Raw genomic sequence first — 20655 nt, forward strand, 5'->3', positions numbered from 1 at the left:
CATGCCTGCCATCGACATCGACCGGGATGCTGCCCACGACGCGGCGCAGCGTGAGCTGGCCAAACCGATCTACCCGAAGGAGTCGTTGACCGACCGCCTCGGTGAGTGGCTGCAGGAACTGCTGTACCGGGTGATTGCCAAGGGCTCGTCGATTCCGGGCGGCTGGTTGACGATTGCGGTGCTGGCCATCGTGGTGCTGGTGGCGTTCATCGTCGCGGTGCGGATCGCCAGGGGCACGATGCGCACCAGCCGGGGCGGCGACGCGGGACTGTTCGGTGCACGGGAACTCAGCGCCGCCGAACATCGCGCCACCGCCGAGTCGTATGCGGCGCAAGCTAACTGGTCCGCGGCGATTCGCCATCGCCTTCGCGCGGTGGGCCGCCACCTAGAGGAGAATGGCCTGCTCAATCCGGTTCCGGGCCGGACCGCCAACGAACTCGCTGGTGACGCCGGTGAACTGCTGCCGGCATTCGGTGGCGAGTTACGGCAGGCGGCAACGGTGTTCAACGATGTCACCTACGGCGAACAGCCGGGCACCGAATCCGACTACCGGCTGGTCGCCCACCTCGACGAAGCACTGCGCCGGCACGCCACCCTGGCCGGCTCCGACGCGAACACGCCAGTCGTCCTCGACACCTGGGCTCCGCTGCGGTGAGCACCACCATCGGCCAGCGATGGCGTACCGGACGCTGGATTGCCCTTGCACTGGTTGTGATCTCGGCCATCGCGGCGGTCAGTGCGTTTCTCACCGCCCCGCGCCCGGGCGGCCGGATGGATCCGGAGTCGACCGGCCCCGACGGTGCGCACGCCCTCGTCACGCTGCTTCGCGACCGCGGCGTCGACGTCATCGTCGCCCCCACCGTGGCCGAGGTCGAGCAGGCCGCCCGGCCGGACACCCTGCTGCTGGCGGCCGAGACGTACTACACCCGCGGTGAGGATCTGCTCAACCGGTTGGCCGATGTCCCGGGTGACCGGCTGCTGCTGGAACCCACCTCGCGGGTGCGGCAGGCGCTGGCCCCCGATATCCGCATCGATAGCGCCACCATGCTGACCTCCGAGCCCGATTGCGATCTGCGCGAAGCGAACCGAGCCGGGACCGTGCAACTGGGAGCCACCGACACCTACGAGAAGGCACGCGACGTGGACGTGACGCGCTGCTACGGCGGCGCGCTGGTGCGCTATCAGGACGGCGGCCGGACCGTCACGGTCGTCGGCAGTGCGGACTTCATGACCAACGGCGGGTTGCTCCGCGAGGGCAACGCAGCGCTCGCGATGAATTTGGCCGGCGATCGGCCACGGCTCATCTGGTACGCACCGCAAAAGCCCGAAGGCGACGGAGCGGCGGGCTCATCGCTGACGGACCTGATGCCCGACGCAGTCAGCTGGCTGGTGCTGCAACTGTGCCTCGTGGTGGTGCTGCTGGCGGTGTGGCAGGGCCGCCGGTTGGGGCCGCTGGTCGCCGAGAAGCTCCCGGTGGTGGTGCGCGCCTCGGAGACGGTTGAGGGCCGGGCCCGGCTCTACCGGTCTCGCCGAGCCCGCGGCCAGGCCGCCGAGGCCTTGCGCACCGCAACGTTGCAGCGGCTTGCACCGCGACTCGGCCTGGGTCCCAACGCCTCTCCCGCCGCGGTGACATCTGCGGTGGCGCAGCGCTATTCCGGAGATCCGAACACCGTGCAGCATCTGCTGTTCGGCCCGCCACCGTCGACCGATTCCGATCTGCTTCATCTTGCCCATGCACTTGACGACATCGAAAGGCAGGTCACGACGTCGTGACGAACTACGCCCCACCTCCCGCCCCCACTGCCGAGCACGACGCCGCCCGCGCCGCCCTGCTCGCCCTGCGCGGTGAGCTCGCCAAGGCCGTCGTCGGTCAGGACGCCGTGGTGAGCGGGCTGGTGATCGCGCTGCTGTGCCGCGGACATGTTCTCCTGGAAGGCGTTCCGGGCGTTGCGAAGACGCTGCTTGTGCGTGCGCTGTCCGCCGCGCTGCAACTGGACTTCAAACGGGTGCAGTTCACGCCCGACCTGATGCCTGGCGATGTCACCGGCTCACTGGTCTACGACGCGAAGACAGCGGCGTTCGTCTTCCACGAAGGACCGGTGTTCACCAACCTCATGCTCGCCGACGAGATCAACCGCACCCCGCCGAAAACGCAAGCGGCGCTGCTCGAGGCGATGGAAGAACGCCAGGTCAGCGTCGACGGTCAGCCACGTCCACTGCCGGACCCGTTCATCGTGGCCGCCACCCAGAACCCGATCGAGTACGAGGGCACCTATCAGCTTCCCGAGGCACAGCTCGACCGGTTCCTACTGAAGTTGAACGTTCCGCTGCCGCCGCGCGATCAGGAAATCGCGATCCTGGCCCGGCACGCGAACGGTTTCGATCCGCGCGACCTGAGCACCATCCGTCCCGTCGCCGGTGCCGCTGAGCTGGCCGCGGGCCGCGAGGCGGTGAAGCGGGTCCTGATCGCCGACGAGGTGCTGGCCTATATCGTCGACATCGTCCACGCGACAAGGAATTCGCCGTCTCTTCAACTCGGGGTCTCACCCCGTGGCGCCACCGCACTGTTGAGCACGGCACGGTCGTGGGCGTGGTTGTCCGGCCGCGGTTACGTCACCCCGGACGACGTCAAGGCCATGGCCCGGCCGACCTTGCGCCACCGCATCGCGCTGCGCCCGGAAGCCGAGCTCGAAGGGGCCACCCCCGATGGTGTGCTCGACGGCATCCTGGCCGCGGTGCCGGTGCCGCGCTAGTGATCCTCACCGGACGCGCCGGCCTGATCGCTCTCGCAGGCGCGCTGCCGATCGCCGTATCGCCCTGGCCGGCAACGACGTTCGTTGTTGTCCTCCTGCTGCTGCTGGCTGCCGTGGCCGCCGACGTTGTGCTGGCCGGAAGCCCGCGGGCACTGGAATTGACCCGCGCGCCGGACACCTCGGCACGGTTGGGGCAGTCGGTGGACGCCGTTGTGTACGTCCGGAACACCGGCTCACGCCGGTTCCGGGGTGCGCTGCGCGATGCGTGGCCACCCAGCGCCTGCGCCGAACCGCGCTCCCACTCGTTGGCAGTGCGGGCCGCTGAAAGCGAAACCATCACAACGACATTGCGGCCGGTGCGCCGCGGCGATCTGCGCTCGGAGGTCGTCACGGTCCGGTCGATCGGACCGCTGGGGGTGGCTGGTCGGCAGCGGTCCCATCCGGTCGCCGGACAGGTGCGCATCCTGCCGCCGTTCCTGTCGCGTAAACATCTGCCGTCCCGGCTTGCCCGGCTGCGGGAGATCGACGGGCTGCTGCCCGTGCTGATCCGCGGTCAGGGCACCGAATTCGATTCGCTACGCGAGTACGTCGTCGGTGATGACGTCCGCTCGATCGACTGGCGCGCCACTGCCCGCCGCGCCGATGTGGTGGTCCGCACGTGGCGGCCCGAGCGCGATCGGCGGGTCGTGATCGTGCTCGACACCGGGCGCACGTCGGCGGGGCGGGTGGGCGTCGATCCCACCGCGCGTGACCCGGGCGGCTGGCCACGGCTGGACTGGTCGATGGATGCGGCACTGTTGCTGGGCGCCCTGGCGTCTCGGGCCGGCGACCATGTCGACTTCCTCGCCCACGACCGGCTCACCCGCGCCGCGGTTTTCGGCGCATCCCGGACCGAGCTGCTGGCCCACCTGGTGGAAGCGATGGCTCCGCTTGAACCGGCCCTGATCGAATCGGATGCCTCGGCGATGGTGGCCGCCGTGCAACGCCGGGTGCGCCGCCGAGCGCTGGTGGTGCTGCTGACCGACCTGAACTCCTCGGCCCTCGACGAGGGCCTGCTGCCGGTGCTGCCACGATTGTCAGCCAAACACCAGGTCATCGTCGCTGCCGTGGCCGATCCCCGGGTTGACGAGCTGGCCGCGGGCCGCGCCGACGCCGCCCAGGTCTACGACGCGGCGGCCGCCGAGCGGGCCCGCAACGACCGGCGCAGCATCGCCAGTCGGCTACGGCACACCGGGGTCGAAGTGGTCGACGCGGCCCCGGAAGACCTCGCACCCGCGCTCGCCGATCGCTACCTGTCGATGAAGGCCACGGGCCGCCTGTAGTTCAGCCTGTCGGCACCACGTCGGGGGCGTCCTCGACGTCACCGGTCTCTCCGGCGCGGATGGCCTTGCGGCCGAAGTAGATGACGTACGCCAGGAACCCGACCTCGGCGGCCACCCCGATGCCGATGCGGATGAATGTCGGCAGCGGCGCCGGCGTCACCAACGCCTCGATCAGGCCGGACACCAGCAGCACACCGGCGAGCCCGACCGCTGCCGCAACCACCGCCCGACCCTGTTCGGCCAACACCTGACCGCGCGGGCGGTCGCCGGGGGAGATCACCGTCCAGCCCAGCCGCATGCCGACCGCACCGGCCAGGAACACCGCGGTCAGCTCCAGCAGTCCGTGCGGCACGAGGAATCCGAACAAGACGTCGGCCTTGTCGGCGTGGATCATCAGGCCGCCGACGACACCCAGGTTGGCCGCGTTCTGGAACAGCACCCAGGGGATCGGGATGCCCAGCAGGATCGCGAACGCGATGCATTGTGCGGCCACCCACGAGTTGTTCACCCACACCCGCAGCGCGAATGAGCCGGCCGGGTTCTCGCTGTAGTACGAGGCAAAGTCGTGGTTAATCAGATGCTCGATCTCCTGCGGCGTGCTCAGCGCGGACTGCACTTCCTGGCTGCCGCCCACCCAGATCCCGATCACCACGGCAACGGCAAAGAACGCGACCGCCGTCGCCAGCCACCAGCGCCAGGCCCGGTACGCCACCACCGGGAACGACACCATCCAGAACCGGGCGAACTCATGCCACATCGGCGCGTGAGCACCGGTGACAGCGGCGCGGGCCCGGGCCACCAGGCTGGACAGCCGGCCCACCAATACCGAGTCCGACGAAGCCGAGCGCACCATCGACAGGTGGGTCGAGACCCGCTGGTAGAGCTCGACGAGTTCGTCCACCTCTTCCCCGGAGAGGCGACGGCGCCGCTTGACCAGCTGCTCGAGCCGAGTCCACGTCTGCTGGTGTGCCAGCACGAAGGCGTCGACGTCCACCCGGCCGACACTAGTACCGTGGACCGTTATGGTGCCCGAGACTGTGGTGACCGGCGACGCCGTCGTCCTCGACGTCCAGATCGCCCAGCTTCCGGTGCGGGCTGTCGGCGCGCTGATCGACTTGACGATCATCATGGTCGGCTACATCATCGGTGTGCTGTTGTGGGCGGCCACCATCACCCAGTTCGACGAGGCGCTATCCGCCGCGGTTCTGATCATCTTCACGTTGCTGACCCTGATCGGCTACCCCGTCGTCTTCGAAACCGCCACGCGGGGAAGAACACTCGGCAAGATCGCGATGGGCCTTCGGGTGGTGTCCGACGACGGTGGACCAGAACGCTTCCGCCAGGCTCTGTTTCGCTCCCTGGCCGGCTTCGTGGAGATCTGGATGTTCATGTGCGGCCCCGCGGTGATCTGCAGCTTGATCTCACCGCGCGGTAAACGCATCGGCGACGTCTTCGCCGGCACGGTCGTGATCAGTGAAAGGGGCCCGAAGCTGCCGCCCCCGCCGGTGATGCCACCGACCCTGGCGTGGTGGGCGTCATCGCTCGAGCTCTCGGCGCTGGGGCCCGATCAGGCTGAGCTGGCTCGCCAATTCCTCGCTCGGGCACCGGAATTGACCCCTGCTGTTCGTGAGGATATGGCGTACCGCATCGCGATCGACGTGACGAGCCGGATTTCCCCGCCGCCGCCACCTGGCGTCCCGCCGCAGTACATCCTGGCCGCGGTGCTCGCCGAGCGGCACCGCCGCGAGCTGGTCCGGCTGCGCCCGTCCGGACCGCCGCCGCCGTATCCACCCGCGCCACCCTCGTATCCGGTTGGGCCGCCCTCGTATCCGGGCGCCGCGCCGCCCGCGCCGCCGCCGACCCCGCCCCGATCCGATGGGTTCGTGCCGCCGAGCTAGCGCAATCGGGCGCCGATCACCATGAGCGCCGATCCGATCAGCGAGGTAATTGTCCGCACGTGGTTCCAGAGCGTCCAGCTCCGGTAGTAGTCCGGCCACGGCAACGACCCGGCGAGGCGGTCGTTGAGCGGCACGTTGAACGCGATCGTGACGACGATTGGCACCAACGCCAGCACCGCACCCGCCAAGATCCAGCCACTGCCTGGATGTGACAGTCGCGTCGCCGCGGCGATGCCGACCACGAGAGCGATCAATGCGGACCCGAAAAACAGGCCCAAGAACGGCGCATTGCCTTGGGCTTCGGCGTTGATACCGCGCATCGCGGTGGCGGCGGCGTGCGGGCCGGTGCGGTCGAGTCCACGCATCACAAACGTGGAGAAGGCGTAGAACAGCCCGCCGACCGCGGCCGCGGAGATTGCGGCGACAGTGGCCAGGACGACCACGGGAGAATTCGACATAGTGCCAGTAGACCGGGGCACCGGGAGACTGAAAATAGCTCACAGTCCCATACGCATACTCAATCGTCTCATTTAGGCTGCACCGGTGGACGCGTTGGTGGGGCTTCTCGACGGCGTGCGTGCGCATGGCGCGTTCGTGCTGCGCATGGTGCTCGATCCGCCGTGGTCGATGCGCATCCAGGACCAGGCGCCATTGACGGTCATCTGCATGACCGATGGGGGCGCCGTTTTGTCACCCGATCACGGCGCACCGATCCGGCTGCATGCCGGCGACGTGGCGCTGACCCGCGGCACCGAGAACTACGTGCTCGCCGACGCCGTGACCACCGCTGCGCAGGTTGTCATCCATCCGGGTCAGCGGTGCACGACCCTGACCGGCGAGGACCTGAAATTCGCGATGGCGCTGGGGGTGCGGACATGGGGCAACAGCGCAACCGGCGCCACGCGTGCGGTTGTCGGCGCCTATGAAGGCCGCAGCGCGGTGAGCGCTCGGCTGATTGGCGCGCTGCCCGATGTCGCGGTGCTGCGGGCGGCTGATTGGGATAGCGGGCTGCCGCAGTCACTGGCGGCTGAGGCGGCGCACGACGGCCCTGGCCAGGAAGCGTTTCTGGATCGGTTGCTCGATCTGATGCTGCTCGACTTTCTGCGGACCTGGTTCGCTCGACCTAATTCCGCCCCGGCATGGTGGACCGCCGAGTCCGATGAGCTTGTGGGGCCGGCCCTTCGGCTGATGTACAACAATCCGGCTCATCCATGGACCGTCGCAAAAATTGCTGCCGCGGTTGGCAGTTCGCGTGCGTCATTCGCCAGACGATTCACCGATCTGGTCGGCGAGCCGCCGATCGCATTCCTGACTTCGTGGCGTCTGGCCTTGGCCGCGGATCTCCTGGAATCGTCGGACGTCACCATCGGGTCGGTCGCGCGCCGCGTCGGTTACAGCACGCCGTTCGCGCTGAGCGCCGCCTTCAAACGGGCCAATGGGTTCAGCCCGGCCACTTTCCGGGCTAGGAGAAGGTAGCGGCAAGAATCGCGATGTCGATGAGGATCAGCACCCACGCGATGACGGGAACCACCCACCCGCGCGGATGTCTCGCGGTGAAGATGGTGACGAGGATCGCCAGCACCGCGATGGCCGGCGCGCCGTAGGTGAGCAGGCCGTAGACGAAGCCGCTCGGCTTCGGACAGTTCGGGTTGCTGCATGCGGCGGTACCCATCACTGCGCCCATGGCGAACAATTGCACGGCCGCCGCACCCAGGATGGTGGACAGCGCCAGCAGCCAGTTGATCCACAGCCGAGTTCGCGGCGCCTTTTCGGGGTGAGTCTCGATGGCGTTCGATGCGGTCATAGACCTCGGCTACCCCAAGCGGGCAACCGGCACACGTTTGTCGCATCAGGCCGGCTGAGCGCGGTGCCGTCCCGCCGCCACCACGCTTGCAATCGAGGTAACCCCGATGGTCAGCAGGGCGCCGAGCATCAGCGCCGAAGGTTCGCCTGCAGACAGCAGATGGTTCTGGGTGCCGAGGGTGGCCGCGGCCACCGGAACCCCGAGCTGGGCCGCGGCGAGCGCCGCGAGTGCCAGGGGCTGGCCGGTCAGCCGCCCGACACAGTGTGCGAGCACCGCGCCGACGCCCAGTCCGATGCCCAGCAGGATGTAGCCGGGGTGGTCGCCGAGTTCACGCACCTGCAGCGAGGCGCCGAGCCAGACGAAGAACAGCGGGCCGAAGAGGCCTTCGGTGATGCCGAACAGCTGACGGGCCAGGCGTCGTGGTTCGCCCGCCGCCTTGACCGCCAGACCGAGCGCAAAGCCGGCCAACATGATCGACACGTGCATGGTGAGCGCGAGGGTGGCCAGGGTGAATAGCGCGATCAGGCTGATCCGTAACTCGAGCGCGAAGTTGTTGTCCTCGGAATAATGATGCAACCGCTTGCGCCAACCACGTCGGTCGGACACCCACAAGCCGATGAAGAGGACGCCCGCGCAGAGCGCGATCAGCACCGCTCCGATCGCGGCGGTCAGCGCACGGTCCGGATCGATCACCAACGGCAGCAACACGATCGACGTCGCGTCGGCGATCGCGATCTGTGCGGTGACGGCCTGGACCGGGGCGCCGTCAAGCCCGAGGGCCTGGATGACCGGTAGGGCCAGCGCCGCCGACGACGACGCCATCAGCACCGCGTATACCGCGGCGTGACCAGTGTGAAAGACCGTCGCCAATCCGACGCCGATCGCGGTCGCGACGGCACCGACGAGGACGGCCCGGAGAGCCGCCGTGGGAACAGAGGCGCGCAGGGTGACGTCGCGAATAGGCACGTGAGTACCCACGACGAACATCACCAGGGCGAAACCGATGTCAGCGAGCAGGCTGAAGGTCTTGTCGCCGGGGTCGACGATGCCGAAACCTGTTCTGCCGATGAGTAATCCCACCGCCAGCTCGCCGATGACGACCGGAATGCGCAACCTCGGCACCGATGCGAGAAGCGGTCCGGCCATGCCGACCACCACGACCAACGCAAGGGTGGAGAAGCCGAAGCTCACGCCTGGTGCACCCACGACACGAGGCGGCACGGGATGGTGGTGTTCTCGTCGGTGAGGAAGCTGGCGCACACGCGGTGATAGCCGTCGGCGATCTGCATCGCATCGGCCGGCGTGCCGCGCACCAGCAGTATGGGGGATAGTTTCCTGCCCGCTTCGATCTTGGCGAGGTCAGACTTCACATGCGGATTGTCCACCGGCAGCAGGGTCAGTCGCGCGGCCCGCAAGATGTCTTTGGCCTTGCGGTACACCGGTTTCACCGACCGAAGTGCGTCCACCGTCGCTTTCACGGTGCCCTCTTCGGCGAGCATGCTCAGATAGTCCGCCGCCGCGTCATAATCGTGGTCTTCCGGGTCATCCAACCATTTCACCGCCATGGTGAGGTGAGGGTACTCGCACCGCCTACAGGTCAAAGCGTTTCAAGAGGACGAACAGCGGATCGTCAGCGTCCCGGCGCCCGCGGGGGCCGGGCTGTTCGGGAGCGGCGAACACGTCGGGCCGGGTCCACTCCCGCACCGCCCAGCGTTCGGCAATCGCCCACCGGCCGCGCCGCCGTTCCATCAGGTCGACGTAGCGAGCACCGGTGGTGAAGTTGGCGCGCTGGTCTGTACCGGGCTTGCCCCAATGCGTTGCCATCAAGTAGGTCTCGCTGATCGCGACGTCGTCACCGGCAAAATCGACGTGATGATTGCCGATCAGATGCATTGTTCCAGCAAGGTATTCGAGACTCTTGCGCACCCAGGCCACGTATTCGTCGACCGTCCCGTCGAAGCCGGTGTGGTGGTCGATGCCGTCGGGGTGATAGGCCTGCCGAACCAGATCGAAGTCGAGGCGGTCGATACCGCGGCAATAAAGGGTGACGACGTCACGGATCGCATGGATATCAGCCGACCGGTCAGACACCGTATCCCCCGTCCACGTCCAGTTTCTGGCCGCTGATGAACCCGGCACGCGACGAGGCCAGGAAGCACACCGCCTCGGCGACATCGGCGGCATTGCCGAAGCGCCCCAGGGGGGTGTTGCGCCGGGCGGCATCGAGCGCCTTCTCGTCGAGCTCGCCGTCGGCGATCAGCCGCTGCGCGTTGCCGTCGACCAGCATGCCGGGGCCGACACAGTTTGCGCGCACCCCGAATCGGCCCTCCTCGGCGGCGATGCCGCGGACCAGTGCCTCGATGGCGGCCTTCGGGGCGACCGACAGTCCGTCGCGGACGGCGAAGCGCCGGGTGGCGGCGGTGGTGACGACCACCAGACTGCCGTGCGAGTCGCGCAGGTGCGGCAAGGTCGCGGCAACGACGTGGAAGAAGCCGCCGGTGTCGGTGTTCAGCTGCTGATCGAAACGGTCCGGTTCGACGGCGCTGAGGTGTCGCATGGGCACGTGAGCGCCGGCGGCATGGACAACGGTGTGCACACCACCGTCCTTCGCGAACACATCGACGACACGACGGACCGCTGCGGCATCGGTGATGTCGAGTTGTTCAGCCGTGATATCGGCGGCGCTGAGTTCGGCTGCCTTGCTTGCATTGCCGTGGTAGGTGAAACCGACCCGCGCGCCACGCTCTGCCAGCATGCGCACGATCTCGGCACCGATCCCGCCGGTACCGCCGATGACGATCGCCGTGCCGGGCAGCGCGCTGAAGTCGCCCATGGGGTTCATGGTCTCAACAGCCGCGGCCCGGCGGGCGCGGTGTACCGCTACGCGGGAATCCAGTTGCCGTGGAAGCCGTATGGCACCCGCCGGGGTAGTTCGATGCGCGCGACCGGCTTACCCGCGAAATCGGAGGCATCCAGGATCACCAGATCACTTCCGTTGCGCGCGGCGTCATAGACATAACCGACATACCAGCCGTTGCTCTCGTCGGCCGGCCCTGACCTCGACGGGACGAAGACCGCCTCCCCCGGGCCGCCCGGCACCAGGCCGGTGCCGAAGCGGTGCTCGACAGCGCTGCCGTCGGTCAGGTCGTGGCGCACCAGACTGGCGTCGCCGACGGAAACCGAGTAACGGGCGGGCAGGCCGGCCAGCCGGTCATCGATCCGTGGGAACTCCACCGCGCGGTCGTCGAGCTGACGCTCGCTGACCGCACCACTTTGCAGATCGAGCGTCCAGCTCCACATCACCGCGTTGGCATCGAACCCGCCGTTGTCCCGCCACAGTTCGGCGTAGCGGACAGCCTGCAGCACAATGGATTTCCCGTCAGCAGTCTCATGGGCATTGGCGACATGGAAGACGTAACAAGGATCGATGTCGAACCAACGGATCTCACCGAACGGATCGTCGCGGCGCAGTACACCCAGCCGGGCACCATAGTCGTCGTCCCAGCGGTAGGGCATGTCGCCCTCGCCGCGCATCGCGATGTCGAGATTGAACACGATCGGCAGATCCATGAAGATCACGTGCTCCGCGGTCAGCGCGAAGTCGTGCATCATGGTGTGCGCCTTGACATCCAGCGGACGGTTGATGGTCAGCTCGCCGCTGGCGTCAGCTCGGTGGTAGGTCACGTACGGCTCGAAGATGCTGCCGTATCCGAAAAAGTGCAGTTCTCCGGTTGTCGGGCAGATCTTGGGGTGCGCGGTCATCGAGTTCTGCAGCTTGCCGCCAAAGTCGTAGCAGCCCACCGTCTCGAGTTCATTGGTGATCTCGTACGGGAACGACGACTCCACCAACGCCAGCGTCTTGCCGGCGTGGTTGACGACGTGGGTGTTGGCGACAGCGGCGCGAAGGTCGCGGGTGCCGTCCTCGCGGTAGAGCGGGAATGGGTCCACGAAACTGTCGGTGCGCACCCAGCGGTTGCGGTACCACTGGGCCGCGCCACCCTCGATGCGGACGCCGTGGATCATCCCGTCGCCGGTGAACCAGTGACTGTTGGGCTGCCGCGGATTCGGGCCGTTGCGCAGGTACCAGCCGTCGAGTTCGGGTGGAATGGCGCCCTCGACGGGCAGGTGAGTCTCGGTCAATTCGTCCGGCACCGGCGCGTAGTTGCCGCGCTGAAAGAACTGCCCCTCGGCGGGCAAGTTGGCTGTTTCCGTCATGCCGACAACTTTGACAGTCCACTGATGACATGTCAATGGTGAACTGTTAGATAGTCCACAATTGACATGTCGAGCTCTACGATGAATCCGTGAGCCTTCGGTACGCAGCACTGGGCCTCCTCGCCCAGCAACCCGGCAGCGGGTACGACCTGCTCAAACGTTTCGACGTGTCGATGGCCAACGTCTGGCCCGCGACCCAGAGCCAGCTCTACGGTGAACTCAACAAGCTGGCCAACGCGGGCCTCATCGAGGTCACCGACGTCGGCCCCCGTGGCCGCAAGGAATACCGCGTCACCGAGGCCGGCCGTCGGGATCTGCTGCGCTGGATGACCAATCCCCAGGACGATCCGCCCTACCGCAGCGCCGAACTGCTGCGGGTGTTCCTGCTCAGCGAGATGACGTCCGAGCAGGCCCGGGCCTACATGCTCTCGGTCGCCGAACACGCCGAAGCCGAGCTCACACGCTACGAACAGGTGCGCGATTCCATGGACTGGGGCGACGGCGACGTGGGGTTTTACGGGCGCGCGGCCCTGGAATTCGGCCTGCGGATCGAGGCCATGGAAGCCGAGTGGGCCCGCTGGGTGGTCCAGGAGATCGATCAAAGATCCTTCTGAACGTTGCATCGCGATAGTTTCCGATATATCGTCAACGTATCGGAGACGCATTCGGCGTTTCCTGACCAGAAACGAGAACTTCCATGAACACCCCATTTCCCCAGTTCGGAGGCCCTCAGATGGGCCGTCCCAGCTTTGGTCCCGGCTTCGGCCCGGGTTTCGGTTTCGCCCCCGCAGGGCGAGGCCATCGACACGACCGGCATGGCCGTCGCGAGCTCCGCGAGCAGTTGCGTGAGCAGTTCCGCGAGCACGGTGGTCGCCACGACGGTCCGCCCTTCGGCCCGCGCGGCGGCTTCGGCCCCGGCTTCGGCCCGGACTTCGGTCCCGGCTTCGGCTTCGGCCCCGGCGGACGCGGTCGTCGCGGTCACGGCCGCGGACGCGGTCGTCGCGGTGACGTGCGAACCGCAATCCTCAAGTTGCTTGCGGAGCGACCGATGCACGGCTACGAGATGATCCAGGAAATCGCCGAGCGCAGCCAGGATCTGTGGAAGCCGAGCCCCGGCTCGGTCTACCCGACCCTACAACTGTTGGTCGATGAAGGACTGATCGTCTCCGGCGAATCCGAAGGCAGCAAGAAGCTCTTCGAGTTGACCGACGAAGGTCGCGCGGCAGCCGAGAAGATCGAGACCGCGCCGTGGGACGAGATCACCGAGGGCGCCGACCCCGGCCAGGTCAACATCCGTGCCGCCGTGGGCCAGTTGTTCGGCGCCGTACGGCAAGCGGCGTTCGCCGCCAACCCCGAACAGCAGCAGCGCATCGTCGACATCGTCAACAATGCGCGCCGGGAGATCTACCAGATCCTCGGCGAGTCGGAGTAAGACCCAACCGGGCGCGGTTTCGTTCGTCCAGCGAACGAAACCGCGCCCGATTCACGAGACGTCGACCCAGTCCAGCGTGCGCTGCACGGCCTTACGCCATCCGGCGTAGCCAGCTTCGCGCTGGTCGTCATCCCACGCCGGCGACCAGCGCCGGTCCTCCCGCCAATTGGCCCGCAGGTCATCGGGATCCGCCCAGAAACCCACCGCCAGTCCGGCCGCATACGCCGCGCCCAACGCGGTCGTCTCGGCAACCACCGGCCGCACCACGTCCACCCCGAGCACATCGGCCTGGATCTGCATGCACAGCTCGTTTTGCGTGACGCCGCCGTCGACCTTCAAAACCTCAAGGTGCACACCGGAATCGGCTTCCATCGCGTCGACCACGTCGCGGCTCTGGTAGCAGATCGCCTCCAGCGTCGCGCGGGCGACGTGCGCGTTGGAGTTGTAGCGGGAAAGCCCCACGATGGCCCCGCGCGCATCGGAGCGCCAATACGGCGCGAACAGACCCGAAAACGCCGGCACGAAGTACACACCGCCGTTGTCGTCGACCTGCCGGGCCAGTGTCTCGCTCTGCGACGCACCACTGATGATGCCCAGCTGATCGCGCAGCCACTGCACCGCCGAGCCCGTCACCGCGATCGAACCCTCAAGAGCATAAACGGGTTTCGCGTCTCCCCCAGCTCTGGGCGCGAACTGATAGCACACCGTCGTCAGCAGTCCGTTCTCGCTGCGCACGATCTTCTCGCCGGTGTTGAGCAGCAGGAAGTTTCCGGTGCCGTAGGTGTTCTTCGCCTCGCCCGGACTCAAGCACACCTGCCCCACCATCGCCGCCTGCTGGTCGCCGAGGATGCCGGTCAACGGCACCTCACCGCCCAGCGGGCCGCCGGACAGCGTCACCCCGTACGGTTCCGGTGACGACGACGGCCGGATCTCGGGCAGCATCGCACGCGGAACCCCGAAGAGCGACAACAGTTCGTCGTCCCAGTCCAGGGTTTCCAGGTTCATCAGCATGGTGCGGCTGGCGTTCGTCACATCGGTGACGTGTACGCCACCGTGCGCTCCCCCGGTCAGATTCCACAGCACCCAGGTGTCAGGCGTGCCGAACAGCGCATCGCCGCGCTCGGCATCGGCGCGCACCCCGTCGACGTTCTCCAGGATCCACTGCAGCTTGCCGCCGGAGAAATACGTCGCCGGGGGCAGACCTGCCTTGCGCCGGATCACGTCACCGCGCCCGTCCCGATCCAGCGCCGACGCGATCCGATCGGTGCGGGTGTCCTGCCACACGATCGCATTGTGGTACGGGCGCCCAGTCTTGCGATTCCACACCAGCGTGGTCTCTCGCTGATTGGTGATGCCCAACGCGGCCAGGTCGCCAATGCTCAGGTTCGTCTTGTTTAGCGCCGAGACCACCACCGTCTGGGTGCGCTCCCAGATCTCCACGGGGTTGTGCTCAACCCAGCCGGACTGCGGCAGGATCTGCTCGTGCTCGAGCTGGTGCCGGCCTACCTCGGCGCCCTCGTGATCGAAGATCATGCAGCGGGTGCTGGTGGTGCCCTGGTCAATCGAGGCGACAAAGTCAGCCAACGGTGCTCCTGAAGACGTGCGACGCTGCTCGTGCAGCGAACCTTTCGTCCATGATGGCCTACATGGCATCCCAGATCACCGACATCGCCGACATGCCGCGGGGTGGGCCGGACGCCTCCTGGCTGGATCGCCTGCTGGAAACCGACCGCCTCGAGTACCTCGACCGCGACGACGTCGACGACGACGTCAAGCGCGGCATCGTGACCGCACTGGACGTCGTCGGTTCACTGTTCCGCGAGCATGACCGCAATGCCGAACTGGTGCTGCGCGAGGTCGCCGACACCGTCGACCCCACCATCCTCGAACTCGGTGCCGGCCATGGCGTGCTGTCACGCAAGGTGCTCGAGCAGCACCCGACCGCTCACGTGACGGTCTCCGATGTGAACGCCGAATCGGTGGCGGCGATGACTGCCTCTGATCTCGGTAGCCACCCGCGCGCCACGGTGCGCACCATCGACGCGACCGCGATCGACGCGGCCGACGGCGCCTTCGACCTCGCCGTCTTCGCGTTGGCATTTCACCACCTACCGCCGGTACAGGCCGCCCAGGTTCTCGCTGAAGGGACGCGGGTCGCCGCCGAGCTGCTGGTGATCGATCTGCCTCGGATGCCGTCGCTACTCCACATCGGCAAGCTGGCGGCGATGGCGCCGCTGGTGTGGTGGCCGTTCGTCCATGACGGCCTGATCAGTTCGCTGCGCTCGTACAGTCCGTCGGCGCTGCGAGCGCTCGGTGCCCACGCAGGCGTGGCCGTCGACGTCAGCACCAACCCGTTCGACCGGCAGGTTCTTCGGGCCCAGCGGCGTGGTTGACGGTGCCCGAGCTTGCGCAGCTTGGCCTGAACCGGTTCCATCGACCACATGGGCGACGAGGTCACGCACGCCACCTACAGCCGGGCGCATCGGCAGGAATACCGGCGCAAGGTCCAGCGCTGCCTCGACGTGTTCGAAACCATGCTGGCCCAGTCCAGTTTCGAGTTCGACCGCCCGCTGACCGGGATGGAGATCGAGTGCAACCTGGTCACCGATGACTACCAGCCCGCGATGTCCAACCAGGAGGTACTGGAAGCGATTGCGGACCCGGCCTACCAGACCGAATTGGGTGCCTACAACATCGAATTCAATGTTCCGCCGCGGCCGCTGCCCGGGCGCACGGCACTGGAACTGGAAGCCGAGGTCCGCGCCAGCCTGAATGCCGCCGAGACCAAGGCCAACTCCGATAACGCGCATATCGTCATGATCGGGATCCTGCCGACGTTGATGCCGCAGCACCTCACCGGCAGCTGGATGAGCCCGTCGCTGCGCTATCAGGCGCTCAACGACTCGATCTTCACCGCCCGCGGCGAGGACATCCTCATCGACATCACCGGCCCCGAGCGGCTCAGCTTGCATGCGGAGTCGATCGCGCCCGAATCCGCCTGCACCAGTATGCAATTGCATCTGCAGGTGTCGCCGGCCGACTTCGCCGCCAACTGGAACGCAGCTCAGGTGCTGGCCGGCCCCCAGCTGGCCATCGGCGCCAACTCGCCCTATTTTTTCGGCCACCAGTTGTGGGCCGAGACGCGCATCGAATTGTTCGCCCAAGCCACCGACACCCGGCCCGACGAGCTCAAGGCTCAGGGTGTGCGTCCGCGGGTGTGGTTCGGGGAACGCTGGATCACCTCGATCTTCGACCTCTTCGAAGAGAACGTCCGCTACTTCCCCTCCCTGCTGCCCGAATTATCCGACGAGGACCCGGTCGCCGAGCTGGCCGCCGGGCGCACCCCGCGGCTACCCGAGCTGCGGCTGCACAACGGCACGGTGTACCGCTGGAACCGACCGGTCTACGACGTCGTGAACGGCCGCCCCCATCTGCGCGTGGAAAATCGAGTGCTGCCGGCCGGGCCGACGGTCGTCGACATGATGGCCAACTCAGCGTTCTACTACGGCGCGCTGCGGATCCTGTCCGAAGAGGACCGTCCGCTCTGGACAAAGATGAGTTTCGCTGCGGCACATGACAATTTCATCGAAGCCGCCCGGCACGGCATGGACGCCCGACTGTACTGGCCCGGGTTGGGTGAAATAACTCCCGACGAGTTGGTGCTGCGGACCCTGCTGCCCATGGCCGACGAGGGCCTGCGCCGCTGGGGCGTGGCAACGGAGGTGCGTGAGCGCTATCTCGGCGTGATCGAGGGCCGCGCGAAGACCGGCCGCAACGGGTCGGTGTGGCAAGTGGCGACCGTGCAGGCGTTGCAGCGCCGTGGCATGGCACGGCCACAGGCGCTGGCCGAGATGCTGCGCCGCTACTGCGGCCTGATGCACAGCAACGAACCGGTGCACACCTGGGAGATCACGACATGACGGTCCGTGCCCGCCCGACGCGGTGACGACACACTTCGTGATCGATGACAGGGGCCGGTTGACGACGCCGGCCCTCTTGCTCACCGCCCACAAGGACGACTGATCGCCGTCGGCTCCGAGCAGCCGATGCGGCTGATCGCTCAAACCAAATCTGTGAATTGCGCTAGGGAATGCCGCGTTCGGGCCCTGAGTACTTCCGCAGCCGAAGCGGCCGTTCGCATCATCGGCCATGGACCTACTACGAACCCGTTACGGACAACTCCGGCGAGGCCGGGGGCTCGAGCGTGTCGAAGCCGCGCTCGCCGTACTCGACCTACCCGAGGCTGCGTTCAAGACCTGCCCGTGGCAACCCCGGGAACTCATCGAGACAGGTCTCAAGCAGTGGCTGCGCTGCTGCGCGGTGGCTCTCGGGGACCGGCGAATGATCGGGATGCCCTCGCGTGCGGTCGACGAAGCATGGCATGGATTCATTCTCTGCACCGCAATGTATTCCACGTTCTGCGATAAGGCGTACGGCACATACCTGCACCACCATCCCGAGGGTGCGGCACCGCTCGGCACACCCGGAGCAACCGATTCCATCGGTGAGCAACTCGGCCGAACGGTCGTCGCATGGTCGTTGGTCGCCAGGCCCGAGGAGCGCTGCGTCCTTTGGGATCTCGACACCCGAGCTGCGGTGGAGTACCCCTGGGGCATCGACCAAGCGCGGGTCACGGCGATCGAAACCGCTGTCGCCAATCTGAGTATTGGGCAAGGTAATGCTCTGCAGCGCAACGAATCTCTTGTCAGAGTCTGATCTTCCATTCACCGTAGGCGCATCACCAAGAAAGGGTCGACATCATGAACGAGACAGTTGTCATCACAGGTGTGTTGTCGTTGGTTCTCACAGTAGCCGCAGCAGGTGCGGTGATCGTGGTTACCGCAGCGATCCGCGCGGCCCGTCGCCGCAGCACAAGCATCCAGGACCGAGGCCGGCGCGCGATCACCGAACTCGGCATGGACCGCAGGCGCCGCCAGGTGTGGGGTGCCGCGTCGCTGGGGGCCATCGCCGCCGGTGCGGAATCCAGTTGCGGCGCCGGAGGTGCCGGCGGCGGCTGCGGAGGAGGCGGCGGTTGCGGAGGTGGCGGTTGCGGCGGCGGTGGTTGCGGCGGGTGACGACCATGGGCATCAGGTGAATCTGTGAAATGTGCAAGGAATGGCCGTCAATCCCACGAAACAGCTTCCCGGCGGGCGACCGTCGCCACATGATGAACGGCACTGACATGCAATGGAGGGGGACGACTATCGTGCGACCGGAACTCCCGACGAAGTCCGTGGCCAGCAACGTGATTCGAGGATCACTGGGCAACCTGATCGAGTGGTACGACTGGTATGCCTACGCCGCCTTCAGCGTGTATTTCGCGAGCGTCTTCTTTCCTTCCGGTAACCAGACCGCTCAGCTGCTGAACACCGCGGGCATCTTCGCGGTCGGCTTTCTGGTCCGGCCATTGGGCGGGTGGGTCTTCGGCCGATATGCCGACCGTTTCGGCCGCCGCGCAGCCCTGACCCTATCGGTGTTGCTGATGGGTGCGGGCTCGCTGGGAATCGCGGTGTTGCCGGGTTACGCGCAGATCGGCGACCTGGCCCCGATCCTCCTGGTCGTCGCGCGCCTGCTGCAGGGGCTGTCGCTGGGCGGTGAGTACGGCACCTCTGCGACGTATCTCAGCGAAGTCGCCTCCCCGCACCGGCGCGGCTTCTACTCGTCGTTTCAATATGTGACGCTCACCAGTGGTCAGCTGCTGGCGCTGGGTGTGCAGATCGTCCTTCAACAACTGTTGACCTCGGCGCAGCTGCACGCCTGGGGCTGGCGGATCGCCTTCGTCGTCGGCGCAGCGGCCGCACTGACGGTCATGTGGTTGCGCCGCTCGATGGACGAGTCGGCCAACTTCACCCTGGCCGCGCAGGAGTACACCGAGCGCGGCACGCTGCGGCTTCTGCTGCGCTACCCGCGGGAATGCCTGACCGTGGTCGGTCTGACGCTGGGCGGAACGATTGCGTTCTACACGTTCACGACCTACATGCAGAAGTTCATGATCAACACCACCGGCCTGCCGAAGGAACAGGTGACGTGGATCAACTTCGTCGCGCTGATGATCTTCGTCTGCCTGCAGCCGGTGTTCGGCGCGTTCTCCGACCGGGTCGGCCGTCGCCCGCTGCTCATCGCGTTCGCAGTCAGTACCACTCTGTTCACCGTGCCGCTGTTATCGGCGGTCGCCCGCGCCGAGTCGGCCATGACCGCGTTCGTGTTCATGATGGCCGGGCTGGTCATGGTGTCCGGCTACACGTCGATCAACGCGGTGGTGAAGGCGGAGCTGTTCCCGGCCCGCATTCGCGCGCTCGGTGTCGGTCTCCCCTACGCGCTGACGGTCGCCATCTTCGGCGGCACGACCGAGTACGTCGCACTGTGGCTGAAGAACGCCGGCCATGAGGCGTGGTTCTTCTACTACGTCGCCGGGGCCGCCCTGGTCTCGCTGTTGGTGTACGTCTTCATGGGAGAGCCCGCCAAGCGTTCGCAGCTCGAGCACGAGGCGGACGAGCTGCACACCGGCGGCTCGCAGTTCGCCGGTGCCGCGCCGGATTCGGACAAGGACACCTAGCTGCCATGCGCGTGCTGCTGGTCGAGGACGACGAGGGGGTCGCATCGGCACTGGCCGAACTTCTCGGCCAGACCGGTGCGTCAGTCATCCAGACCAGCCGTGGCGCCGATGCTCTGCACCGGGTGAAGGGTTGCGATCTGGTTCTGCTCGATCTGGGGCTGCCCGACATGGACGGCCTCGACGTGCTTCGGACATTGCGACGCGCATCGAGTGTGCCAGTGATCATCATGACCGCCAGGGACAGCGACGGCGCGGTCGTGCTCGGGTTGCGTGCCGGGGCCGACGACTATTTGGTCAAGCCGGTGCGCAAGGCCGTACTGCTGGCGCGGATCGAGGCGGTCATGCGGCGGCTCCGCCGGGTGACCGGTGAGGCGACACCACCCTCCGCCGGACCGATCGTCGCCGGCCCGGTGACCATCGACCGTGAGCGCAGAGAGGTCACGGTCGATGGTGTGCAGCAGGCGTTGACCCGGACGGAATTCCAGATCATCGCCAATCTGGCTGCGCGACAAGGCGAAGCGGTCAGCCGCGAGGTGCTCATGCTCGAGGTGTGGGGCACCGCCGTCGTCGGGCGGTCCCGCTCGCTGGATTTCTTCATCGGACAGATCCGAGCCAAGCTCCCCGGACTTCCCCTGAGAACGGTGCGCGGCTTCGGGTTCCGGTTGGACACCTGAG

23 protein-coding genes are annotated in these 20655 nt (G+C 66.9%); 14 read left to right on the forward strand and 9 right to left on the reverse strand.

The features are described 5' to 3' along the window. Position 1: 1 nt before the first annotated feature. Genes AB431_RS27180 through AB431_RS27195 form a run of 4 tightly spaced genes read left to right on the forward strand, consistent with a single transcriptional unit; the run spans position 2 to position 4075 of the window. On the forward strand, positions 2-655 hold the full coding sequence (locus tag AB431_RS27180) for a DUF4129 domain-containing protein (protein WP_047332564.1): 654 nt from the start codon (positions 2-4) through the stop codon (positions 653-655). Continuing rightward, a complete protein-coding gene (locus AB431_RS27185; protein ID WP_082135821.1) occupies positions 652-1773 on the forward strand; it encodes a DUF4350 domain-containing protein in 1122 nt (373 codons plus the stop codon). The genes AB431_RS27180 and AB431_RS27185 overlap by 4 nt, the downstream gene beginning before the upstream one ends. After that, entirely contained in the window at positions 1770-2753 is a 984-nt protein-coding gene (locus AB431_RS27190) for a MoxR family ATPase (protein ID WP_047332566.1), read from the forward strand. Before AB431_RS27185 ends, AB431_RS27190 begins: the two co-directional genes overlap by 4 nt. Continuing rightward, positions 2753-4075, forward strand: coding sequence for a DUF58 domain-containing protein (locus tag AB431_RS27195; protein ID WP_047332567.1), 1323 nt, complete (start codon positions 2753-2755; stop codon positions 4073-4075). Before AB431_RS27190 ends, AB431_RS27195 begins: the two co-directional genes overlap by 1 nt. Before the next feature lies 1 nt (position 4076). Here AB431_RS27195 and AB431_RS27200 read toward each other — a convergent pair whose 3' ends face one another. Then, a complete protein-coding gene (locus tag AB431_RS27200) occupies positions 4077-5069 on the reverse strand; it encodes a stage II sporulation protein M (protein ID WP_047332568.1) in 993 nt (330 codons plus the stop codon). A 28-nt stretch (positions 5070-5097) separates the two neighbouring features. On the opposite strand from AB431_RS27200, the gene AB431_RS27205 reads away from it, so the two are divergent. Continuing rightward, positions 5098-5973 carry an RDD family protein gene (locus AB431_RS27205; RefSeq protein ID WP_047332569.1) on the forward strand — a complete coding sequence of 292 codons (876 nt, stop codon included), beginning with the start codon at positions 5098-5100 and terminating at the stop codon, positions 5971-5973. Here the strand turns inward: AB431_RS27205 and AB431_RS27210 are convergent. After that, complete coding sequence (locus AB431_RS27210; protein ID WP_047332570.1) at positions 5970-6431, reverse strand: DUF1772 domain-containing protein; 462 nt, start codon at positions 6429-6431, stop codon at positions 5970-5972. The genes AB431_RS27205 and AB431_RS27210 overlap by 4 nt on opposite strands. A gap of 85 nt (positions 6432-6516) precedes the next feature. On the opposite strand from AB431_RS27210, the gene AB431_RS27215 reads away from it, so the two are divergent. Next, on the forward strand, positions 6517-7449 hold the full coding sequence (locus AB431_RS27215) for an AraC family transcriptional regulator (protein ID WP_047332571.1): 933 nt from the start codon (positions 6517-6519) through the stop codon (positions 7447-7449). Here the strand turns inward: AB431_RS27215 and AB431_RS27220 are convergent. From AB431_RS27220 to AB431_RS27245, 6 genes are read right to left on the reverse strand one after another with little or no spacing between them, the layout of a single operon-like run. After that, on the reverse strand, positions 7436-7777 hold the full coding sequence (locus AB431_RS27220; RefSeq protein ID WP_047332572.1) for a hypothetical protein: 342 nt from the start codon (positions 7775-7777) through the stop codon (positions 7436-7438). The two genes, AB431_RS27215 and AB431_RS27220, sit on opposite strands and share 14 nt — an antisense overlap. A 45-nt stretch (positions 7778-7822) precedes the next feature. Next, on the reverse strand, positions 7823-8923 hold the full coding sequence (locus tag AB431_RS27225) for a cation:proton antiporter (protein ID WP_082135966.1): 1101 nt from the start codon (positions 8921-8923) through the stop codon (positions 7823-7825). Positions 8924-8964: 41 nt separating this feature from the next. After that, complete coding sequence (locus tag AB431_RS27230) at positions 8965-9342, reverse strand: hypothetical protein (protein WP_047332573.1); 378 nt, start codon at positions 9340-9342, stop codon at positions 8965-8967. A gap of 25 nt (positions 9343-9367) precedes the next feature. Next, positions 9368-9868, reverse strand: a complete 501-nt coding sequence (locus AB431_RS27235; RefSeq protein WP_047332574.1) for a nuclear transport factor 2 family protein — start codon at positions 9866-9868, stop codon at positions 9368-9370. Then, complete coding sequence (locus AB431_RS27240; protein ID WP_047332575.1) at positions 9861-10610, reverse strand: SDR family NAD(P)-dependent oxidoreductase; 750 nt, start codon at positions 10608-10610, stop codon at positions 9861-9863. The genes AB431_RS27235 and AB431_RS27240 overlap by 8 nt, the downstream gene beginning before the upstream one ends. 47 nt (positions 10611-10657) lie before the next feature. After that, positions 10658-11992 (reverse strand): carotenoid oxygenase family protein, encoded by a 1335-nt coding sequence (locus AB431_RS27245; RefSeq protein WP_047332576.1) that lies wholly within the window; start codon positions 11990-11992, stop codon positions 10658-10660. Between the two features lie 89 nt (positions 11993-12081). Here AB431_RS27245 and AB431_RS27250 point away from each other — a divergent pair, with 89 nt between their 5' ends. Further along, positions 12082-12606: a PadR family transcriptional regulator gene (locus tag AB431_RS27250; protein ID WP_047332577.1), complete on the forward strand. Its 525-nt coding sequence runs from the start codon at positions 12082-12084 to the stop codon at positions 12604-12606. An 83-nt stretch (positions 12607-12689) separates the two neighbouring features. After that, positions 12690-13424, forward strand: a complete 735-nt coding sequence (locus AB431_RS27255) for a PadR family transcriptional regulator (RefSeq protein ID WP_047332578.1) — start codon at positions 12690-12692, stop codon at positions 13422-13424. A 51-nt stretch (positions 13425-13475) separates the two neighbouring features. On the opposite strand, the gene glpK is transcribed toward AB431_RS27255, so the two are convergent. Beyond that, positions 13476-15044: a glycerol kinase GlpK gene (gene glpK / locus AB431_RS27260; RefSeq protein WP_200902796.1), complete on the reverse strand. Its 1569-nt coding sequence runs from the start codon at positions 15042-15044 to the stop codon at positions 13476-13478. 17 nt (positions 15045-15061) lie between these two features. Here glpK and AB431_RS27265 point away from each other — a divergent pair, with 17 nt between their 5' ends. The 6 genes from AB431_RS27265 (at position 15062) to AB431_RS27290 (ending at position 20654) form a co-directional block, all read left to right on the forward strand. After that, positions 15062-15817 carry a class I SAM-dependent methyltransferase gene (locus AB431_RS27265; protein WP_047333847.1) on the forward strand — a complete coding sequence of 252 codons (756 nt, stop codon included), beginning with the start codon at positions 15062-15064 and terminating at the stop codon, positions 15815-15817. A 48-nt stretch (positions 15818-15865) separates the two neighbouring features. Further along, entirely contained in the window at positions 15866-17344 is a 1479-nt protein-coding gene (locus AB431_RS27270) for a glutamate--cysteine ligase (RefSeq protein WP_047332580.1), read from the forward strand. 229 nt (positions 17345-17573) lie between these two features. Beyond that, positions 17574-18140: a hypothetical protein gene (locus AB431_RS27275; protein ID WP_047332581.1), complete on the forward strand. Its 567-nt coding sequence runs from the start codon at positions 17574-17576 to the stop codon at positions 18138-18140. A 44-nt stretch (positions 18141-18184) separates the two neighbouring features. Beyond that, positions 18185-18499, forward strand: coding sequence for a hypothetical protein (locus AB431_RS27280; protein ID WP_047332582.1), 315 nt, complete (start codon positions 18185-18187; stop codon positions 18497-18499). A gap of 131 nt (positions 18500-18630) precedes the next feature. Further along, the gene (locus AB431_RS27285; protein WP_235435774.1) at positions 18631-19980 is read left to right on the forward strand and encodes an MFS transporter; all 1350 of its coding nucleotides are present in this window, start codon (positions 18631-18633) and stop codon (positions 19978-19980) included. 5 nt (positions 19981-19985) lie between these two features. After that, complete coding sequence (locus AB431_RS27290; RefSeq protein ID WP_047332583.1) at positions 19986-20654, forward strand: response regulator transcription factor; 669 nt, start codon at positions 19986-19988, stop codon at positions 20652-20654. The last annotated feature ends 1 nt before the right edge of the window (position 20655 follow it).

The organism is Mycobacterium sp. EPa45, from assembly GCF_001021385.1.
Classification (GTDB): domain Bacteria; phylum Actinomycetota; class Actinomycetes; order Mycobacteriales; family Mycobacteriaceae; genus Mycobacterium.